Genomic DNA, 16,207 nt, shown 5'->3' on the forward strand with positions numbered 1-16,207 from the left:
ATCCCTAGCCAATGAGCCGTCAGTCAACACAACGGATGTTGCAGGTACATGGCAAATACAGCTGCACGTCACTTTTGCGTCACAAAGCGCAGGCAGGATAAGGCCTTCTTTTTCATGAGCTTGGAGCATTTTTCATGGGTGGTATCGGGATCTGGCAGTTGCTTATCGTCTTGGTGATCGTGTTCATGCTGTTCGGCACCAAGCGCCTCAAGGGCCTGGGTGCGGATGTCGGCGATGCGATCCAGGGCTTTCGCAAATCCATGGGCAACGGCCCGGCCACGGACGAAGCCGTAAGCCCGGTCAAACCCCAGGCGCCGCTGCAGGCCGACAGCGTGCACCAAGCGGAACACCAGCGCTGATGTTCGAAGTCGGTTTTACCGAACTGCTGCTGGTGGCCATCGTCGCCCTGCTGGTGCTTGGCCCCGAGCGCCTGCCGGCGGCGGCGCGCACCCTGGGCCGCGGCCTGGGCCAGGCCAAGCGCGCCATGGCCTCGATCAAGGCCCAGGTCGAGCGCGAACTGGACACCCAGGCCCTGAGCCAGGAACTCGATGCCCTGCCCTTGCAGCGCCTTGAACAGGACCTGCGCCGCGGCGTCAGCCTGCAGCCGGACCACAGCCCAACCAGCGGAAACCCCTGATGAACACAGCAAGCCAAGACCCCGGCATGCCGCTCACCGCTCACCTGCGCGAACTGCGCAGGCGCCTGGTGCGCTGCCTGCTGGCCATCGCCGTGGTATTCCTCGGCCTGTTGCCGTTTGCCCAGACCCTGTACACCCAGGTCTCGGAACCGCTGCGCCGCTATCTGCCCGAAGGCGCGAGCATGATCGCCACCAGCGTCACCTCGCCGTTCCTCGCGCCGTTCAAGCTGACCCTGATGGCGGCACTGTTCGTCGCCATGCCGGTGCTGCTGCACCAGGCCTGGAGCTTCATCGCCCCGGCGATGTACCGCCAGGAACGGCGCATCGCCCTGCCGCTGCTGGTGTCGAGCATCGTGCTGTTCTACTCGGGCATGGCCTTCGCCTTCTTCGTGGTCTTTCCGATGATGTTCGGCTTCTTTGCCAGCGTCACCCCGGATGGCGTGGCGATGATGACCGACATTGGCCTGTACCTGGACTTCATCCTCGCCCTGTTCCTGGCCTTCGGCCTGGCGTTCGAAATCCCGGTGGCGACCTTCATCATCGTCTGGGCCGGGGTCACCGACGTCGGTACCCTGCGCAAAAGTCGCCCTTACGTGATCGTCGGCTGCTTCGTCGTCGGCATGCTGCTGACTCCGCCGGATGTGTTCTCGCAAACCCTGCTGGCGGTGCCGATGTGGATCTTGTTTGAGGTCGGTTTGCTGGCCTGTGCTGCGGTCGAGCGCAAAGAACAGCGCACAATGCCAGTCAGCCTTCAGGCCTCAAATGAGCCTGGCAACTAAAGAAAAAATCGGCATACTCGAGAAATCTGAAGATTTTCATGGGCCAGTGAAGAAAATCCTGGCCTTTGAAACCGAAAAACAGGATTTCCAGCATGCAAGCGGTTGGCTACGCCCATCTTCATCAGCAGCTTCAACTGACGGTAGTACCGCTGCAGCTACCGGCTGTCGTTCAGCCGGTTACGCGTATCCAGCAAATCGGTACCACCTTGGCCGTACCCGCCGCCATTGCGCCTGCGGCCAACGACTTGCTGGGTCATGCGCTGTTTGCCCTGAAGCACGAAGGGATCAACCTTGCGCTATTGGCCCAGGCGCTGCCGAAGATCCCCGCCGAAGCATTCGAAGATGCCCTGCGCTCAACACCCAACGGGATATACATCCGTAAGGCCTGCTATTTACGCGAGGCGTTCTCTGGCGAGTTGCTGAAGCAGCAAGCTCCGGTCCGTGGCCCTTTCGTGGACATTTTCGATCCTGAACACTACATCACCAAGCCTGGGGAGCGAAGCTCCAGGTGGCGGGTCGAGTTCAATGGCCTCGGTTCACTGGCTTACTGCGCCACAGTCGAACGTACGCCGCACATCAAAGCCCTGCTCGACTACGACATTCCCGGACGAGCCAGGGCATTCATGCAGTCTCTGCCGCCCATCATGATGGACCGCGCAATCAACTGGGCGTACTTGCACGAAACCAAGGACTCTTTCGCCATCGAACGGGAAGCGCCCAGTGAAGACAAATCCCGCAAGTTCATACAGTTGCTGCGCCAGGCCCACGAACGCCAGCCGCTAACCGAGGACTATCTGGTCGCCTTGCAGAACGCCACGATCAGCAACCCGTATGACATGGCTGGCGCCTTCAGGCATGAACAGAACCATCTTGCCGGTGCCCTGCAAGGCGCTGCGGGTGTGACCTACGTTCCTCCCCCAGCGGAGCTCTGCCGGGAGCTGATGGAATCATTGATGCACTTTGCCAATGAAGATGCAGCCCGCACCGATCCACTGGTGGCAGCCGGGATCATCTCCTTCGGCTTTGTCCTGCTCCATCCCTTCATGGATGGTAACGGTCGGCTTTCTCGCTTCCTGATCCATCAAACATTGTGCCGGGCCGGCGCGCTGGACAACGGCCTGTTGCTTCCCGTGTCGGTTGCCATGAAACGGAACGAGCGAGGATACCTGCAAGCACTGCAGAGCTTCTCCCGACCCGTGAGGGATTTTTGGGATGTCCAGTGGATTGACTTCGGGCAGTTGAACTTCCAGTTCCGTGGTGATGCGGCCGTCTACCGTTACTGGGATGCAACGCCTTGCGTGGCCTTCACCCTGGAAATGGCCAAGCATGCGCTTGAAGTGGAACTGCGCGAAGAAACGACCTTCCTGGCCTGTTTCGATAGCGTTTACAAAGCCGTCGACGAGCAATTTGACGTGCGCGGCAGCGAGCTTTCGAATCTGGTCATGATGTGCCTGACCAATGGTGGTGTCGTGTCCAGGCACCGGCGTAAGCAGTTTCAATACACGGTTCCCGCCCACGTATTCGATTTTATCGAACAAGCGGCACGACAAGCCCTGGCTGACCAACAGTCTGAGGTTGAGTCGATTGATGACGACGCAAAATGAAACAGGCTGACAAGTGGTATTGACGTGGTATGTAAGTGGTATTAAATTTTTAATACCACTCGCCACCTGAAGCTACCGCCATGCCTCCGTTGACCGCTCTGCGCCCCGACGACACCCTGGCCACTCCCTTGTACCTTCAGTTGGCGCGCAACCTGGAACAGGCCATTCATGCCGGGCAATGGAAAGCCGAACAGGCATTGCCGTCGGAACGCAGCCTCAGCGAAGCCCTGGATATCTCCCGGGTGACTGCACGCAAGGCTCTGGAAGTACTGCTCGAACAAGGCCTGATCCGCCGTATCCAGGGCTCCGGCACCTTCATTACCCCGCGCCTGGAACAACCACTCTCGCGGCTGTCGAGCTTCAGCGAAATGCTCCGTATGAAGGGCTTCACGCCCAGTTCGCAGTGGCTGGAGCGTAGCGTCGATGCGCCGTCTGCCGATGAGCTGGTGCGCCTGGGCCTGTCGCCCAACGAACAGGTGGTGCACCTCAAGCGCCTGCGCAAGGCCGATGACATCGTCATGGCCGTCGAGTACAGCACCCTGCCCGCGCGCTTGCTGGTCAACCCCGAGGCTATCGGCGATTCGCTGTACCAGTACCTCGACCAGATCGGCAAGCCGGTGGTGCGCGCCCTGCAACATATTCGCGCGATCAATGCCAGCGCCGAACTGGCGGCGCGGGTCGGCATCGAGCCCGGCACCGCCATGCTGCTGATGACCCGGGTCGGCTACCTCGACGACAACACCCCCATCGAACTGACCGACACCTACTGTCGCGACGACTACTACGACTTTGTCGCCGAGCTGCGACGCTAGCGGAGCCCCCATGAGCGAACACAACATACTCACCCCGACGGGCTGGGTACGCGGACGCCTGTTGCTGCGTGACGGCCGCGTCGCCGCCATCGACGGCCAGCCCTGCGACCCGCAGGGCAACGATCTGCCCTACCTGCTGCCCGGTTTCATCGACCTGCATGTACACGGCGGCGGTGGCAGCGACATCATGGAAGGTGCCCAGGCGTTCGCCACCATTGCCCGTACCCACGTGCGCTTCGGCACCACCTCGTTGCTGGCCACCACCATGACCGCGCCGAAGGAAGAACTGACCCAGGTGCTCGGCGCCCTCGGCGAGTACGTTCGCCAACCGTGCAACGGCGGCGCGCGGGTGCTCGGTGTGCATCTGGAAGGCCCGTACATCAACCCCGGCAAGCTCGGCGCGCAGCCGAACTTCGCCCACCTGGGGCTGCTCGAAGAGGTCGACGCCTACCTGGCCCTGGCACCGATCAAGGTGATCACCATCGCCCCGGAAGTCGCCGGCCACCTGCCGTTGATCCGCACCTTGAGCGAGCGCGGCGTGCGCCTGCAGATCGGCCATACCCTGGGCAGCTACGAAGAAGGCGTGGCAGCCCTGGAAGCCGGCGCCACCAGCTTTACCCACCTGTACAACGCCATGAGCCCGCTGCACCACCGCGAGCCGGGCATCGTCGGCGCGGCCCTGGCCCATGCGCGCTTTGCCGAGCTGATTCCCGACCTGCTGCACGTGCACCCCGGCGCCATCCGCGTGGCCCTGCGCTCGATTCCTTGCCTGTACTGCGTGACCGATTCCACTGCCGCCGCGGGCATGCCCGATGGCGAGTACAAACTTGGCAGCCACACCGTGACCAAATGCCTGGGCGGCGTGCGCCTGGCCGACGGCACTCTCGCCGGCAGCACCCTGACCATGGACCAGGCCCTGCGCAACCTGGTGAAGATCGGCCTGCCCCTGGCCGAAGCCTCCCAGCGCCTGTCGCAGTTCCCCGCCGACTACCTCGGCCTGCAAGAGCGCGGGCGCCTGCAGCCCGGTAGTTGGGCCGACGCCGTGAGCCTGGATCGCAACCTCAACCTGATCGGCGTAATGGTCGAAGGAGAACACCTTGAGCTCTAAGATGCTTGCCGAGGCCCTGGCCGCGGCCAACGTTGTGCAGACCCAGTTGCAGCGCTGCGACGCGCGTATTGCCAGCGTCGCCGAACAGCTGCGCAGCCTCGCGCCGCAGGTTGCCCTGACGGTCGCCCGCGGCAGCTCGGACCACGCCGCCAGCTACTTTGCCTACCTGGCCATGCAGCAGCTTGGCCTGCCGGTGGCCTCGCTGCCGATGTCGGTGGTGACCCTGCAGAACTCGCCCCTGCAGGTGCGCGGCCAGGTGGCCCTGGGCTTTTCCCAGTCGGGCCAGAGCCCGGACCTGGTCGACAGCCTGCGCACCCTGCGCGAACGCGGCGCCACCACCCTGGCGCTGGTCAATGCCGAAGACTCGCCACTGGAGCAGGCCTGCCAGTACCACCTGCCGCTGTGCGCCGGCCCCGAGCTGAGCGTTGCCGCGACCAAGAGCTTTATCGCCACCCTCAGCGCCAGCGCCCGCCTGGTCGCCCAGTGGCAGCAGGACCCGGCGCTGCTCGACGCCGGCCTGGCTCTACCCGGGCAACTGCGTGAAGCCGCCGAACAAGACTGGAGCCTGGCCATCGAGCAACTGCGCGACTGCCAGCGGCTGATGGTCATCGGCCGTGGAGCCGGCTTTGCCATCGCCCAGGAAGCGGCGCTCAAGTTCAAGGAAACCTCGGCGATCCAGGCCGAAGCCTTCAGCAGCGCCGAGGTGCGTCATGGCCCGATGGCGCTGATCGATGCCCATTACCCGTTGCTGGTATTGGCGCCTCGTGGCGTCGAGCAGGCCGGCCTGTTGCAGTTGGCCGAAGACATGCGCCAGCGCGGCGCCAAAGTGCTGCTGGCGGCGCCGGCGGACATCCCCCAGCGCAACCTGACCTTAAGCTGCGCCGCCCACCCGGGCCTCGATCCGCTGCTGGCGATCCAGAGCTTCTATGTCATGGCCGCAGGCCTGGCCGAGGCGCGTGGCATGGACCCGGATCAGCCCCGTCACTTGAGCAAAGTGACCCGAACTCACTGAGGCACCGAGGACCTTGCGCATGCCCAACAACAAGAACATCACCCTCCATGCCCCTCTCGAAGGCCCGCTATTGCCGCTCGACCAGGTGCCCGACCCGGTGTTCGCTGGCGGCACCCTGGGCAACGGCATCGCCATCGACCCGCTCAACGACTGCCTGCAGGCGCCTTGCGCCGGCACCGTCATCCACCTGGCGAAAACCCTGCACGCCCTGACCCTGCGCGCCGACAACGGCGCCGAGGTCCTCATGCACATCGGCCTGGATACCGTGCAGCTGCAGGGCCGCGGCTTCGAAGCACTGGTGGCCAACGGCGAACGGGTCGAACGTGGCCAGCCGCTGATCCGCTTTGACCTCGACCTGGTGGCGCAACACTGCACCAGCCTGATCACGGTGATGATCCTCAGCAACAGCAGCGACTACCGCTTGCTGCCGCGCACCACTCGCTCGGTGGCATTGGGTGCGCCGCTGCTGGATGTCATCCCCAATGCCAGCATCGCTGCAGGCAAAGCAGCCAGCAGCGGCGAAACCGTGCGCGGCAGCGCCAGAGTCGCTCATCACGGCGGCTTGCACGCGCGCCCTGCGGCGCTGCTGCGCCAGACTGCCCAGGGCTTTGGCAGCCGCGCCGAGCTGCACTTCAACGGCCAGGTCGCCGCGCTCAACAGCCTGGTGGCGATCATGGGCCTGGGTGTCGGCGAGCAGGATGAAGTTGAAATTGTTTGCAGCGGTGCCGACAGTGCGCAGGCGCTGCAGGCACTATTGGCAGCAGTCACCACCGCGAGCGTCGGCGAACAGCATGCCGCCCCTGCCATCAGTGCTCAGGCCACACCCGTCGCCAACCTGCAGCCCGGCATCCTCAACGGTGTCTGCGCATCGCCGGGCCTGGCCTGTGGCCCGCTGGCGCGTCTGGACGGGATACGCCTGCCGCCAGACCCGGGCGGCCATACGCCCGCTGCGCAGCACCAGGCCCTGGACGCCGCACTGGTCAGCGTCAAAGCCGCCATTGAAGGCGACTTGAAACAGCTGCAACAAGGTGATGCTGCAGCCATTTTCGAAGCGCACCTGGCACTGCTCGACGATCCGTCACTGATCGACGCTGCACGTCAGCGCATCGACCAGGGCATTGCCGCCAGCCACGCCTGGAGCCAGGCCATCGACGCCCAGTGCGCGATCCTCAACGCCCTCGACAAGCCGCTGCTGGCCGAGCGCGCCAACGACCTGCAGGATTTGCAGCAACGGGTATTACGCGCCCTGCTCGGCGAAAGCCGCGAACTCGAGTTGCCACCCTCGGCGATTGTCGCCGCCCATGAACTGACGCCCTCGGACCTGCTGCTGCTCGACAAGCACGCGGTAGCCGGGCTGTGCATGGTCGCCGGGGGCGCCACTTCGCACGTTGCCATCCTCGCCCGCGCCCGCGGCCTGCCGTGCCTGGTTGCCCTGGGCCCGGAGCTGTTGAACCTGCAGGCCGGCCAGGTGCTGGTGGTGGACGGCGAGCAGGCCCGGCTGGAAACCGCGCCAGACGCCGAACGCCTGGCCGAAGTCGCGCAGCTTCGCCAGCAACAGCAGCAACGCCGCCAACAGCAACAAGCCGCCGCCCAGGGCAGCGCCCAGACCCGTGACGGGCGCCTGATCGAAGTTGCCGCCAATGTCGCCTCGGCGGCCGAAGCTGCCCAGGCCCTGACTCTTGGCGCCGACGGCGTCGGCCTGTTGCGCACCGAATTCCTCTTCGTCGACCGCCACACCGCCCCGGATGAACAAGAGCAACTCAGCGCCTACCAGGCGGTAGTCGACGCCATGGGCGATCGCCCGGTGATCATCCGTACCATCGATGTCGGCGGCGACAAGCAACTGGACTACCTGCCCCTGCCCCACGAGGCCAACCCGGTACTCGGCCTGCGCGGCATTCGCCTGGGCCAAGTGCGCCCCGAGCTGCTCGACCTGCAATTGCGTGCCCTGCTGCAGGTCAGCCCGCAGCGCCGCTGCCGGGTCATGCTGCCGATGGTCAGCGAGGTCGATGAGCTGCTGGAAATCCGCCAGCGCCTGGACCACCTGGCCAGCGAACTGGGCATCAACCAGCGCGCCGAACTCGGGGTGATGATCGAAGTTCCGGCCGCCGCCCTGCTCGCAGAGCGCCTGGCCGAACACGCCGATTTTTTCTCGATCGGTACCAACGACCTGTCCCAGTACACCCTGGCCATGGACCGTGACCACGCGGGTCTGGCCGCCCGCGTCGACGCCCTGCACCCGGCGCTGCTGCGCCTGATCGACCTGACCTGCCAGGGCGCTGCCCGCCATGGCCGCTGGGTCGGGGTGTGCGGCGCGCTGGCCTCGGAGCCGCTGGCCACCGCGGTGCTGGTCGGCCTCGGGGTCAGCGAGCTGTCGGTCAGCGCCCCGCAGGTCGGCGAGATCAAGGAGCGCGTGCGCCAGCTCGACAGCAGTGAATGCCGCACCTTCAGCCAGCAGCTGCTGGGCCTGTCCAGCGCCCGCGCGGTGCGCCAGGCCTGCCGCGATTTCGCCGCACGCCCGCTACACCACCGCCACTCCCCACTCAGCACAGAACAATAACCGGAGCGCACCATGTACCAGCACTTCATCCAGGGCCTGCAACGGCTCGGCCGCGCCCTCATGCTGCCCATCGCCATCCTGCCGATTGCCGGCCTGCTGCTGCGCCTGGGCGACACCGACCTGTTGGACATCGCCCTGATCCACGATGCCGGCAACGCGATTTTCGCCAACCTGGCGCTAATCTTCGCCATCGGCATTGCCGTCGGCTTTGCCCGCGACAACAACGGCACCGCGGGCCTGGCCGGGGCCATTGGTTACCTGGTGCTGGTCTCGACCCTCAAGGTCATCGACCCGCACATCGACATGGGCATGCTCGCCGGGATTCTGTGCGGCCTGCTCGGCGGTGCGCTGTACAACCGTTTCAAGGACATCAAGCTACCCGAGTACCTGGCCTTCTTCGGTGGCCGGCGTTTCGTGCCGATTGCCACCGGTTTATCGGCGGTGGGCCTGGGCTTGCTGTTCGGCCTGATCTGGCCGCCCCTGCAGAACGGCATCAACAGCCTCGGCCAACTGCTGCTCGACAGCGGCAGCATCGGCGCGTTCTTCTTCGGCGTGTTCAACCGCCTGCTGATCGTCACCGGCCTGCACCATATCCTCAACAATCTGGTGTGGTTCGTCTTTGGCAGTTTCGAAGGTGCCAATGGCCTGACGGTAACCGGCGACATCAGCCGCTATTTCGCCGGCGATCCCCGGGCCGGCCAATTCCTCGCCGGGATGTTCCCGATGATGATCTTCGGCCTGCCCGCCGCCTGCCTGGCCATGTACCGCCATGCCCTGCCGGGGCGGCGCAAACTGATTGGCGGTATCCTCCTGTCGATGGCCCTGACCTCGGCGCTGACCGGCGTTACCGAGCCGATCGAGTTCGCCTTCATGTTCCTCGCGCCGCTGCTGTTCCTGATCCATGCCGTGCTCACCGGACTGGCCATGGCCCTGTGCGACCTGCTCAATATCCGCCTGGGCTTTACCTTCTCCGGTGGCGCCATCGACATGGCCCTGGGCTGGGGCCGCTCGACCAATGGCTGGATGGTGTTCCCGGTCGGGCTTTTGTATGCGCTGGTGTACTACTTCGTTTTCGACTTCTGTATCCGCCGCTTCAACCTGAAAACCCCGGGCCGCGAAGACCAGCCCAGCGAAGAAGCTCCAGTCCAGGACGCTAGCGCACCACGCGGCAAGCGCTACATCGATGCTCTCGGCGGTGCCGCCAACCTGCTCTCGGTAGACGCCTGCACCACACGCCTGCGCCTGTTGCTCAATGACCGCGGCCTGGCCCACGATGGCATGCTGAAAACCCTCGGGGCCATGGCCGTGGTACGTCCGGGTTCCGGCGGTAGCCTGCAGGTGGTGGTCGGGCCGCTGGCCGACACCATTGCCGACGAGATTCGCAACCAGCTGCCCCATGCCCTGGCGAATGTCGTCGAACAGCCGCAAGTGAAAGCCGAGGCGAGCGAAAGCATGGCCGCTGAAGACTGGCTCAGTGCATTGGGTGGCAAGGACAACTTGTTGAAGGTCGATTGCGTGGCCCTGACCCGAGTGCGGGTCGAGCTCAAGGATGCGCGCAAAGTGACGCGCGAGCGCCTGTTGGCGCTGGGGTGCCAAGGGGTCAGTCCGCTGGCGGACGGGACCTGGCATTTGTTGCTGGGCAAGCGTGCTGCTGCCTTGAGCCAGGCGTTGCAGGGCTGAAAAGCATCGCGGGGCAAGTCGAGGCGTCGCACCGCCGCTCCCACTGTGGGAGCGGCGGTGCGGCGACCCGACTTGACCCGCGATGAGATCCTTAGAAGTCCGCTAGCTGCCAGACCTCATAAGCCGGGGTTTCATAAGGGTGGCTGAGCTTGAGGGCAGCGACCACCGAGCCGATCAGCTCGTCGGCCACCACCAGCTCAACCCGCCACTCTTCGACCTGCTCGACCACGCCCGCCTGCCCGAGGAACGGCTGACTGCCGTCCAGCGGACGGAACTGGCCCTGGCCCAACACCTGCCAGGCGCAGCAGTCGTAGTTGCCGATGCGCCCGCCACCGGCAGCGAACACAGCGGCCTTGACCACCTCCACGTGGCTTGGCGGGACGAAGAAGGCGAGCTTGTACACCCCTTAGTTCACCCACGCCCGGGCGTTGCGGAACATGCGCATCCACGCCGCGTCTTCGTTCCAGTCATCCGGACGCCAGGAGTTCTGCACGGCACGGAAGACCCGCTCAGGGTGCGGCATCATGATGGTGACGCGACCGTCGCGGCTGGTCAGGCCGGTAATCCCGCGCGGCGAGCCGTTCGGGTTGGCCGGGTAGCTTTCGGTGACCTTGCCGTGGTTGTCGACGAAGCGCAGGGCCACGCAACCGGACAGGTCGGCTTCGAGCAAGGCTTCTTCGCTGGCGAACTCGGCATGGCCTTCACCGTGGGCGATGGCAATCGGCATGCGCGAACCGGCCATGCCCTGGAGGAAGATCGAGTTCGACTTCTGCACTTCGACCATGGCCACACGGGCTTCGAACTGCTCGGAGCGGTTACGCACGAAGTGCGGCCAGAACTCGCTGCCCGGAATCAGCTCGTGCAGGTTGGACATCATCTGGCAACCGTTGCACACGCCCAGGGTGAAGCTGTCGCTGCGCTCGAAGAAGCCCTGGAAGGCATCACGGGCACGGGCGTTGAACAGCGCCGACTTGGCCCAGCCTTCACCGGCGCCGAGCACGTCACCGTAGGAGAAACCGCCGCAGGCCACCAGGCCCTTGAAGTCGTTGAGGTCGACGCGACCGGCAAGGATATCGCTCATGTGCACGTCGATGGCGTTGAAGCCGGCGCGGTCGAAGGCTGCGGCCATTTCGACCTGGCCGTTGACGCCCTGCTCGCGCAGCACTGCCACTTGCGGACGCACGCCCTTCTTGATGTACGGCGCGGCGATGTCCTGGTTGACGTCGAAGCCGAGCTTGACGCTCAGGCCGGGATTGTCTTCTTCCAGCAGCACGTCGAACTCTTGGTCGGCGCAGTCGGCGTTGTCGCGCAGACGCTGGATCTGATAGCTGGTCTCGGCCCACTGGCGCTGCAGCAGGCGGCGGTCGCCCTTGAACAGTTCTTCACCGGCCAGCTTGATCAGCACTTCGCCGTTGTTGATCGGCTGGCCGATCACCGCGACGCAGTCTTCACCCAGGCCGGCTGCGCTGAACTGCGCCAGCACGTCCGGAGTAGCGTCCTGACGCACCTGAATCACCGCGCCCAGCTCTTCGTTGAAGAGGATGGCGGCGACTTTTTCGCGCTTGCTGGTCAGGGTGTCCAGTTCCAGGTCCAGGCCGCAGTGGCCGGCGAAGGCCATTTCCAGCACGGTAGTCAGCAGGCCACCGTCGGAACGGTCGTGGTAGGCCAGCAGGTGGCCGTCGGCGTTCAGGCCCTGGATCACGGCGAAGAAGGCCTTGAGGTCTTCGGCGTCGTCGACGTCCGGCGCTACGGCGGCCAGCTTGCCGTGGGTCTGGGCCAGGATCGAGGCGCCCATGCGGTTCTTGCCGCGGCCCAGGTCGATCAGGATCAGGTCGGTCTCGCCCTTGTCCATACGCAGTTGCGGGGTCAGGGTCTTGCGTACGTCGAGCACCGGGGCGAAGCCGCTGACGATCAGCGACATCGGCGAGGTGACGCTCTTGTCAACGCCCTCTTCGCTCCACTTGGTCTTCATCGACATCGAGTCCTTGCCCACCGGAATGGTCAGGCCCAGCTCCGGGCACAGCTCCATGCCGACAGCCTTGACGGTGTCGTACAGGCGGGCATCTTCACCCGGGTGGCCGGCAGCCGACATCCAGTTGGCCGACAGCTTGATGTCGGACAGCTTGCCGATGTGCGCGGCAGCCAGGTTGGTCAGGGTCTCGCCAATGGCCATGCGCCCGGACGCCGGGGCGTCGAGCAGGGCCAGCGGGGTACGCTCGCCCATGGCCATGGCTTCACCGCTGTAGACGTCGAAGCTGGTGGCGGTGACGGCGCAGTCGGCCACCGGTACCTGCCAAGGGCCGACCATCTGGTCGCGGGCAACCAGGCCGGTGATGGTGCGGTCGCCGATGGTGATCAGGAAGCTCTTGCTGGCCACGGCCGGGTGGCGCAGGACGCGCTCGACCGAGTCGTTCAGTTCCAGGGTGCTTGGGTCGAAATCATCGCCCAGCTCCGCTTCGCGGGTCACCGAACGGTGCATGCGCGGCGGCTTGCCCAGCAGCACGTCGAGCGGCATGTCGACCGGGGTGTTGCCGAAGTGGCTGTCGGTCACGGTCAGGTGCGGCTCGGCAGTGGCCTCGCCGACCACCGCGAACGGGCAACGCTCGCGCTCGCAGATGGCCTGGAAGCGCTCGAAGTCGCCAGCGCTGACCGCCAGCACGTAGCGTTCCTGGGATTCGTTGCTCCAGATCTCGTGCGGGGCCATGCCCGGCTCGTCGTTGGGCACGTTGCGCAATTCGAAGCGGCCACCGCGGCCACCGTCGTTGACCAGTTCCGGGAAGGCGTTGGAAATACCGCCGGCGCCGACGTCGTGGATGAAGGCGATCGGGTTGTTGTCACCCAGCTGCCAGCAACGGTCGATGACCTCCTGGCAGCGGCGTTCCATTTCCGGGTTCTCGCGCTGCACCGAGGCGAAATCGAGGTCAGCGGAGCTGGCGCCGGTATCGACCGACGAAGCCGCGCCGCCACCCAGGCCGATGAGCATGGCCGGGCCGCCGAGCACGATCAGCTTGGCGCCGACGGTGATCTCGCCCTTTTGCACGTGGTCTTCGCGGATGTTGCCAAGGCCACCGGCCAGCATGATCGGCTTGTGGTAACCGCGTACTTCTTCACCGTGCGGGGTGTTGATCGACTGCTCGAAGGTGCGGAAGTAGCCAGTCAGCGCCGGACGGCCGAATTCGTTGTTGAACGCGGCGCCACCCAGCGGGCCTTCGACCATGATGTCGAGGGCGGTGACGATGCGGTCCGGCTTGCCGTAGGCCTGCTCCCATGGCTGTTCAAAGCCCGGGATGCGCAGGTTGGAAACGGTGAAACCGGTCAGGCCGGCCTTGGGCTTGGCACCGCGGCCGGTAGCGCCTTCGTCACGGATTTCGCCGCCGGAACCGGTGGAGGCGCCGGAGAACGGCGAGATGGCGGTCGGGTGGTTGTGGGTCTCGACCTTCATCAGGATGTGCACCGGCTCCTGCACCGCACCGTACTGGCGGGTCTCAGGGTTCGGGAAGAAGCGCCCGGCGACGGAACCGACGATCACCGAGGCGTTGTCCTTGTAAGCCGACAGCACGCCTTCGTTGTGCATCTGGTAGGTGTTCTTGATCATGCCGAACAGGCTTTTTTCCTGGCTCTGGCCGTCGATATCCCAACTGGCGTTGAAGATCTTGTGGCGGCAGTGCTCGGAGTTGGCCTGGGCGAACATCATCAGCTCGATGTCGTGCGGGTTGCGCTTGAGGCCCTGGAAGCTGGTGACCAGGTAGTCGATCTCGTCTTCGGCCAGGGCCAGGCCCAGCTCGACGTTGGCTTTCTCCAGCGCGGCGCGGCCACCGCCGAGAATGTCGACGGCAGTCAGCGGCTTGGGCTGGGCGTGGCTGAACAGGCTGGCGGCCTCTTCAAGCTTGGCCAGCACCAGCTGGGTCATGCGGTCGTGGAGGATGTCGGCAACGATGGCGGCGTCGGCGTCGCTCAGCTCACCGCTGACGTAGTAGGCAATGCCCCGTTCCAGGCGCTGGATGTTTTCCAGGCCGCAGTTGTGAGCGATGTCGCTGGCCTTGCTCGACCAGGGCGAGATGGTGCCGAAACGCGGAACCACCAGGAACAGGCGCCCGCTTGGCTCCTGGACCGGTACGCTCGGGCCGTACTTGAGCAGGCGCGCGAGCACTTGCTGTTGGTCGGCACTCAGATCGCCGTCAACCTCGGCGAAATGCGTGAATTCAGCATACAAACCACTAACAGCGGGGACTTTCTGGCTCAGTTGCTCGATTAACTTACCGTGGCGAAAGGCAGAAAGGGCAGGAGCGCCGCGCAGGATCAACATCGTCGGGACAGCCTCAGGAAGGGGGTGTGCTTAGAGGCCGTGCATTCTAGCCTAATTCCGGCGCTTCCGGCACCCGAAACACAGCATTGCAGCACCTCCGCATGTCGGCCCGGCAAAGCGGACTCGGGGGTCAAAAAAAACCGCCGGCTTTGCCCTGCATTTTGCCTTTAACGCAAAGATCGCTAGCAGACAAGCAAACCGTTGTCGAGATATGGCGCGGCCGGTCCTTTGCGTATACTGCAACCTATGTTCGCCCAAACCGCTTTGCGCCAGCGGTGCGCCAGATGGCTCATCGCAACCGGACTCTTCCTGATGCTCGGTGCCTGTGTTGAAAAACCCAGCACCCTCGAGCGTGTCAAGGAAGACGGCGTGCTGCGCGTAATTACCCGCAACAGCCCGGCCACCTACTTCCAGGACCGCAACGGCGAAACCGGCTTCGAGTACGAGCTGGTCAAGCGTTTCGCCGACGATCTGGGCGTAGAGCTGAAGATCGAGACCGCCGACAATCTCGACGACCTGTTCAACCAGCTCGGCCAGCCGTCCGGCCCGGTGCTCGCAGCGGCCGGCCTGGTCAGCAGCGAACAGCGCAAGTCGCAGGTGCGCTTTTCACACCCGTATCTGGAAGTCACCCCGCAGATCATCTACCGCAACGGCCGTCCACGGCCCACCGACGCCAAGGACCTGGTCGGCAAGAAGATCATGGTGCTCAAGGGCAGCACCCACGCCGAGCAGATGGCCGAGCTGAAAAAGCAGTATCCGGCGCTCGAATACGAAGAATCTGATGCAGTTGAGGTGGTCGACCTGCTGCGCATGGTCGATGAGGGGCAGATCGACCTGACCCTGGTCGACTCCAATGAACTGGCAATGAACCAGGTCTACTTCCCCAAGGTACGGGTGGCTTTCGACCTCGGCGATGCCCGTGACCAGCGCTGGGCGGTGGCAGCCGGCGAAGACAACAGCCTGCTCAACGAGATCAACGAATTTCTCGACAAGGTGCAGAAGAATGGCACCTTGCAGCGTCTGAAAGATCGCTACTACGGCCACGTCGATGTACTGGGTTATGTAGGCGCTTATACCTTTGCCCAGCACCTGCAGCAACGCCTGCCGCGCTACGAGAAGGCCTTCCAGGCCTCGGCCAAGAAGGAACAGGTCGACTGGCGCCTGCTGGCCGCAATCGGCTACCAGGAGTCGATGTGGCAGGCCGAGGTCACCTCCAAGACCGGCGTGCGCGGCCTGATGATGCTGACCCAGCGCACCGCCCAGGCCATGGGCGTGTCCAACCGCCTGGACCCGGTGCAGAGCATCCGCGGCGGCGCCAAGTACTTCATGTACGTCAAATCCGAGCTCGACGACAGTATCGAGGAGCCGGACCGCACCTGGTTCGCCCTGGCCGCCTACAACGTCGGCAGCGGCCACCTGGACGATGCGCGCAAGCTGGCCAAGCGCGAAGGCCTGAACCCCAACAAGTGGCTGGACGTGAAGAAGATGCTGCCGCGCCTGTCGCAGAAGCAGTGGTACAGCAAGACCCGCTACGGCTATGCCCGCGGTGGCGAGCCGGTGCACTTCGTCGCCAACATCCGCCGCTACTACGACATCCTCACCTGGGTGACCCAGCCGCAGCTTGAAGGCAGCCAGGTGGCCGAGAGCAACCTGCACGTGCCCGGCGTGAACAAGACCAAGCCGACCGAGCAGACCCCGCCACTCTGAAC

Annotated in this window: 12 protein-coding genes; 10 read left to right on the forward strand and 2 right to left on the reverse strand. The window is 64.7% G+C overall.

The window, feature by feature from the left end; genetic code table 11:
• The first annotated feature begins 134 nt into the window (after positions 1–134).
• From tatA to nagE, 9 genes are all read left to right on the forward strand, one after another.
• Positions 135–359, forward strand: a complete 225-nt coding sequence (tatA, locus tag BLR26_RS24890; protein ID WP_093386930.1) for a twin-arginine translocase TatA/TatE family subunit — start codon at positions 135–137, stop codon at positions 357–359.
• Positions 359–637: a Sec-independent protein translocase protein TatB gene (gene tatB, locus BLR26_RS24895; RefSeq protein WP_045196499.1), complete on the forward strand. Its 279-nt coding sequence runs from the start codon at positions 359–361 to the stop codon at positions 635–637. The genes tatA and tatB overlap by 1 nt, the downstream gene beginning before the upstream one ends.
• On the forward strand, positions 637–1,416 hold the full coding sequence (tatC, locus tag BLR26_RS24900) for a twin-arginine translocase subunit TatC (protein WP_093386934.1): 780 nt from the start codon (positions 637–639) through the stop codon (positions 1,414–1,416). The genes tatB and tatC overlap by 1 nt, the downstream gene beginning before the upstream one ends.
• Positions 1,417–1,508: 92 nt before the next feature.
• Positions 1,509–3,020, forward strand: coding sequence for a Fic family protein (locus BLR26_RS24905; RefSeq protein WP_093386939.1), 1,512 nt, complete (start codon positions 1,509–1,511; stop codon positions 3,018–3,020).
• Positions 3,021–3,100: 80 nt separating this feature from the next.
• Entirely contained in the window at positions 3,101–3,832 is a 732-nt protein-coding gene (locus tag BLR26_RS24910) for a GntR family transcriptional regulator (RefSeq protein ID WP_093386943.1), read from the forward strand.
• A gap of 10 nt (positions 3,833–3,842) precedes the next feature.
• The gene (nagA, locus tag BLR26_RS24915; RefSeq protein ID WP_093386948.1) at positions 3,843–4,940 is read left to right on the forward strand and encodes an N-acetylglucosamine-6-phosphate deacetylase; all 1,098 of its coding nucleotides are present in this window, start codon (positions 3,843–3,845) and stop codon (positions 4,938–4,940) included.
• Positions 4,930–5,952 (forward strand): SIS domain-containing protein, encoded by a 1,023-nt coding sequence (locus tag BLR26_RS24920; protein ID WP_093386953.1) that lies wholly within the window; start codon positions 4,930–4,932, stop codon positions 5,950–5,952. Before nagA ends, BLR26_RS24920 begins: the two co-directional genes overlap by 11 nt.
• A gap of 19 nt (positions 5,953–5,971) precedes the next feature.
• Complete coding sequence (gene ptsP, locus BLR26_RS24925) at positions 5,972–8,512, forward strand: phosphoenolpyruvate--protein phosphotransferase (protein WP_093386957.1); 2,541 nt, start codon at positions 5,972–5,974, stop codon at positions 8,510–8,512.
• A 12-nt stretch (positions 8,513–8,524) separates the two neighbouring features.
• A complete protein-coding gene (gene nagE / locus BLR26_RS24930) occupies positions 8,525–10,192 on the forward strand; it encodes an N-acetylglucosamine-specific PTS transporter subunit IIBC (RefSeq protein ID WP_093386962.1) in 1,668 nt (555 codons plus the stop codon).
• A gap of 91 nt (positions 10,193–10,283) precedes the next feature.
• On the opposite strand, the gene BLR26_RS24935 is transcribed toward nagE, so the two are convergent.
• Positions 10,284–10,595: a YqfO family protein gene (locus tag BLR26_RS24935; RefSeq protein WP_093386966.1), complete on the reverse strand. Its 312-nt coding sequence runs from the start codon at positions 10,593–10,595 to the stop codon at positions 10,284–10,286.
• 3 nt (positions 10,596–10,598) lie between these two features.
• Positions 10,599–14,498, reverse strand: a complete 3,900-nt coding sequence (purL, locus tag BLR26_RS24940) for a phosphoribosylformylglycinamidine synthase (RefSeq protein WP_093386975.1) — start codon at positions 14,496–14,498, stop codon at positions 10,599–10,601.
• Positions 14,499–14,744: 246 nt separating this feature from the next.
• On the opposite strand from purL, the gene mltF reads away from it, so the two are divergent.
• Positions 14,745–16,205, forward strand: a complete 1,461-nt coding sequence (gene mltF, locus BLR26_RS24945) for a membrane-bound lytic murein transglycosylase MltF (protein ID WP_045196482.1) — start codon at positions 14,745–14,747, stop codon at positions 16,203–16,205.
• Positions 16,206–16,207 lie beyond the last annotated feature (2 nt).

It is taken from the genome of Pseudomonas sp. UC 17F4, assembly GCF_900101695.1.
Classification (GTDB): domain Bacteria; phylum Pseudomonadota; class Gammaproteobacteria; order Pseudomonadales; family Pseudomonadaceae; genus Aquipseudomonas.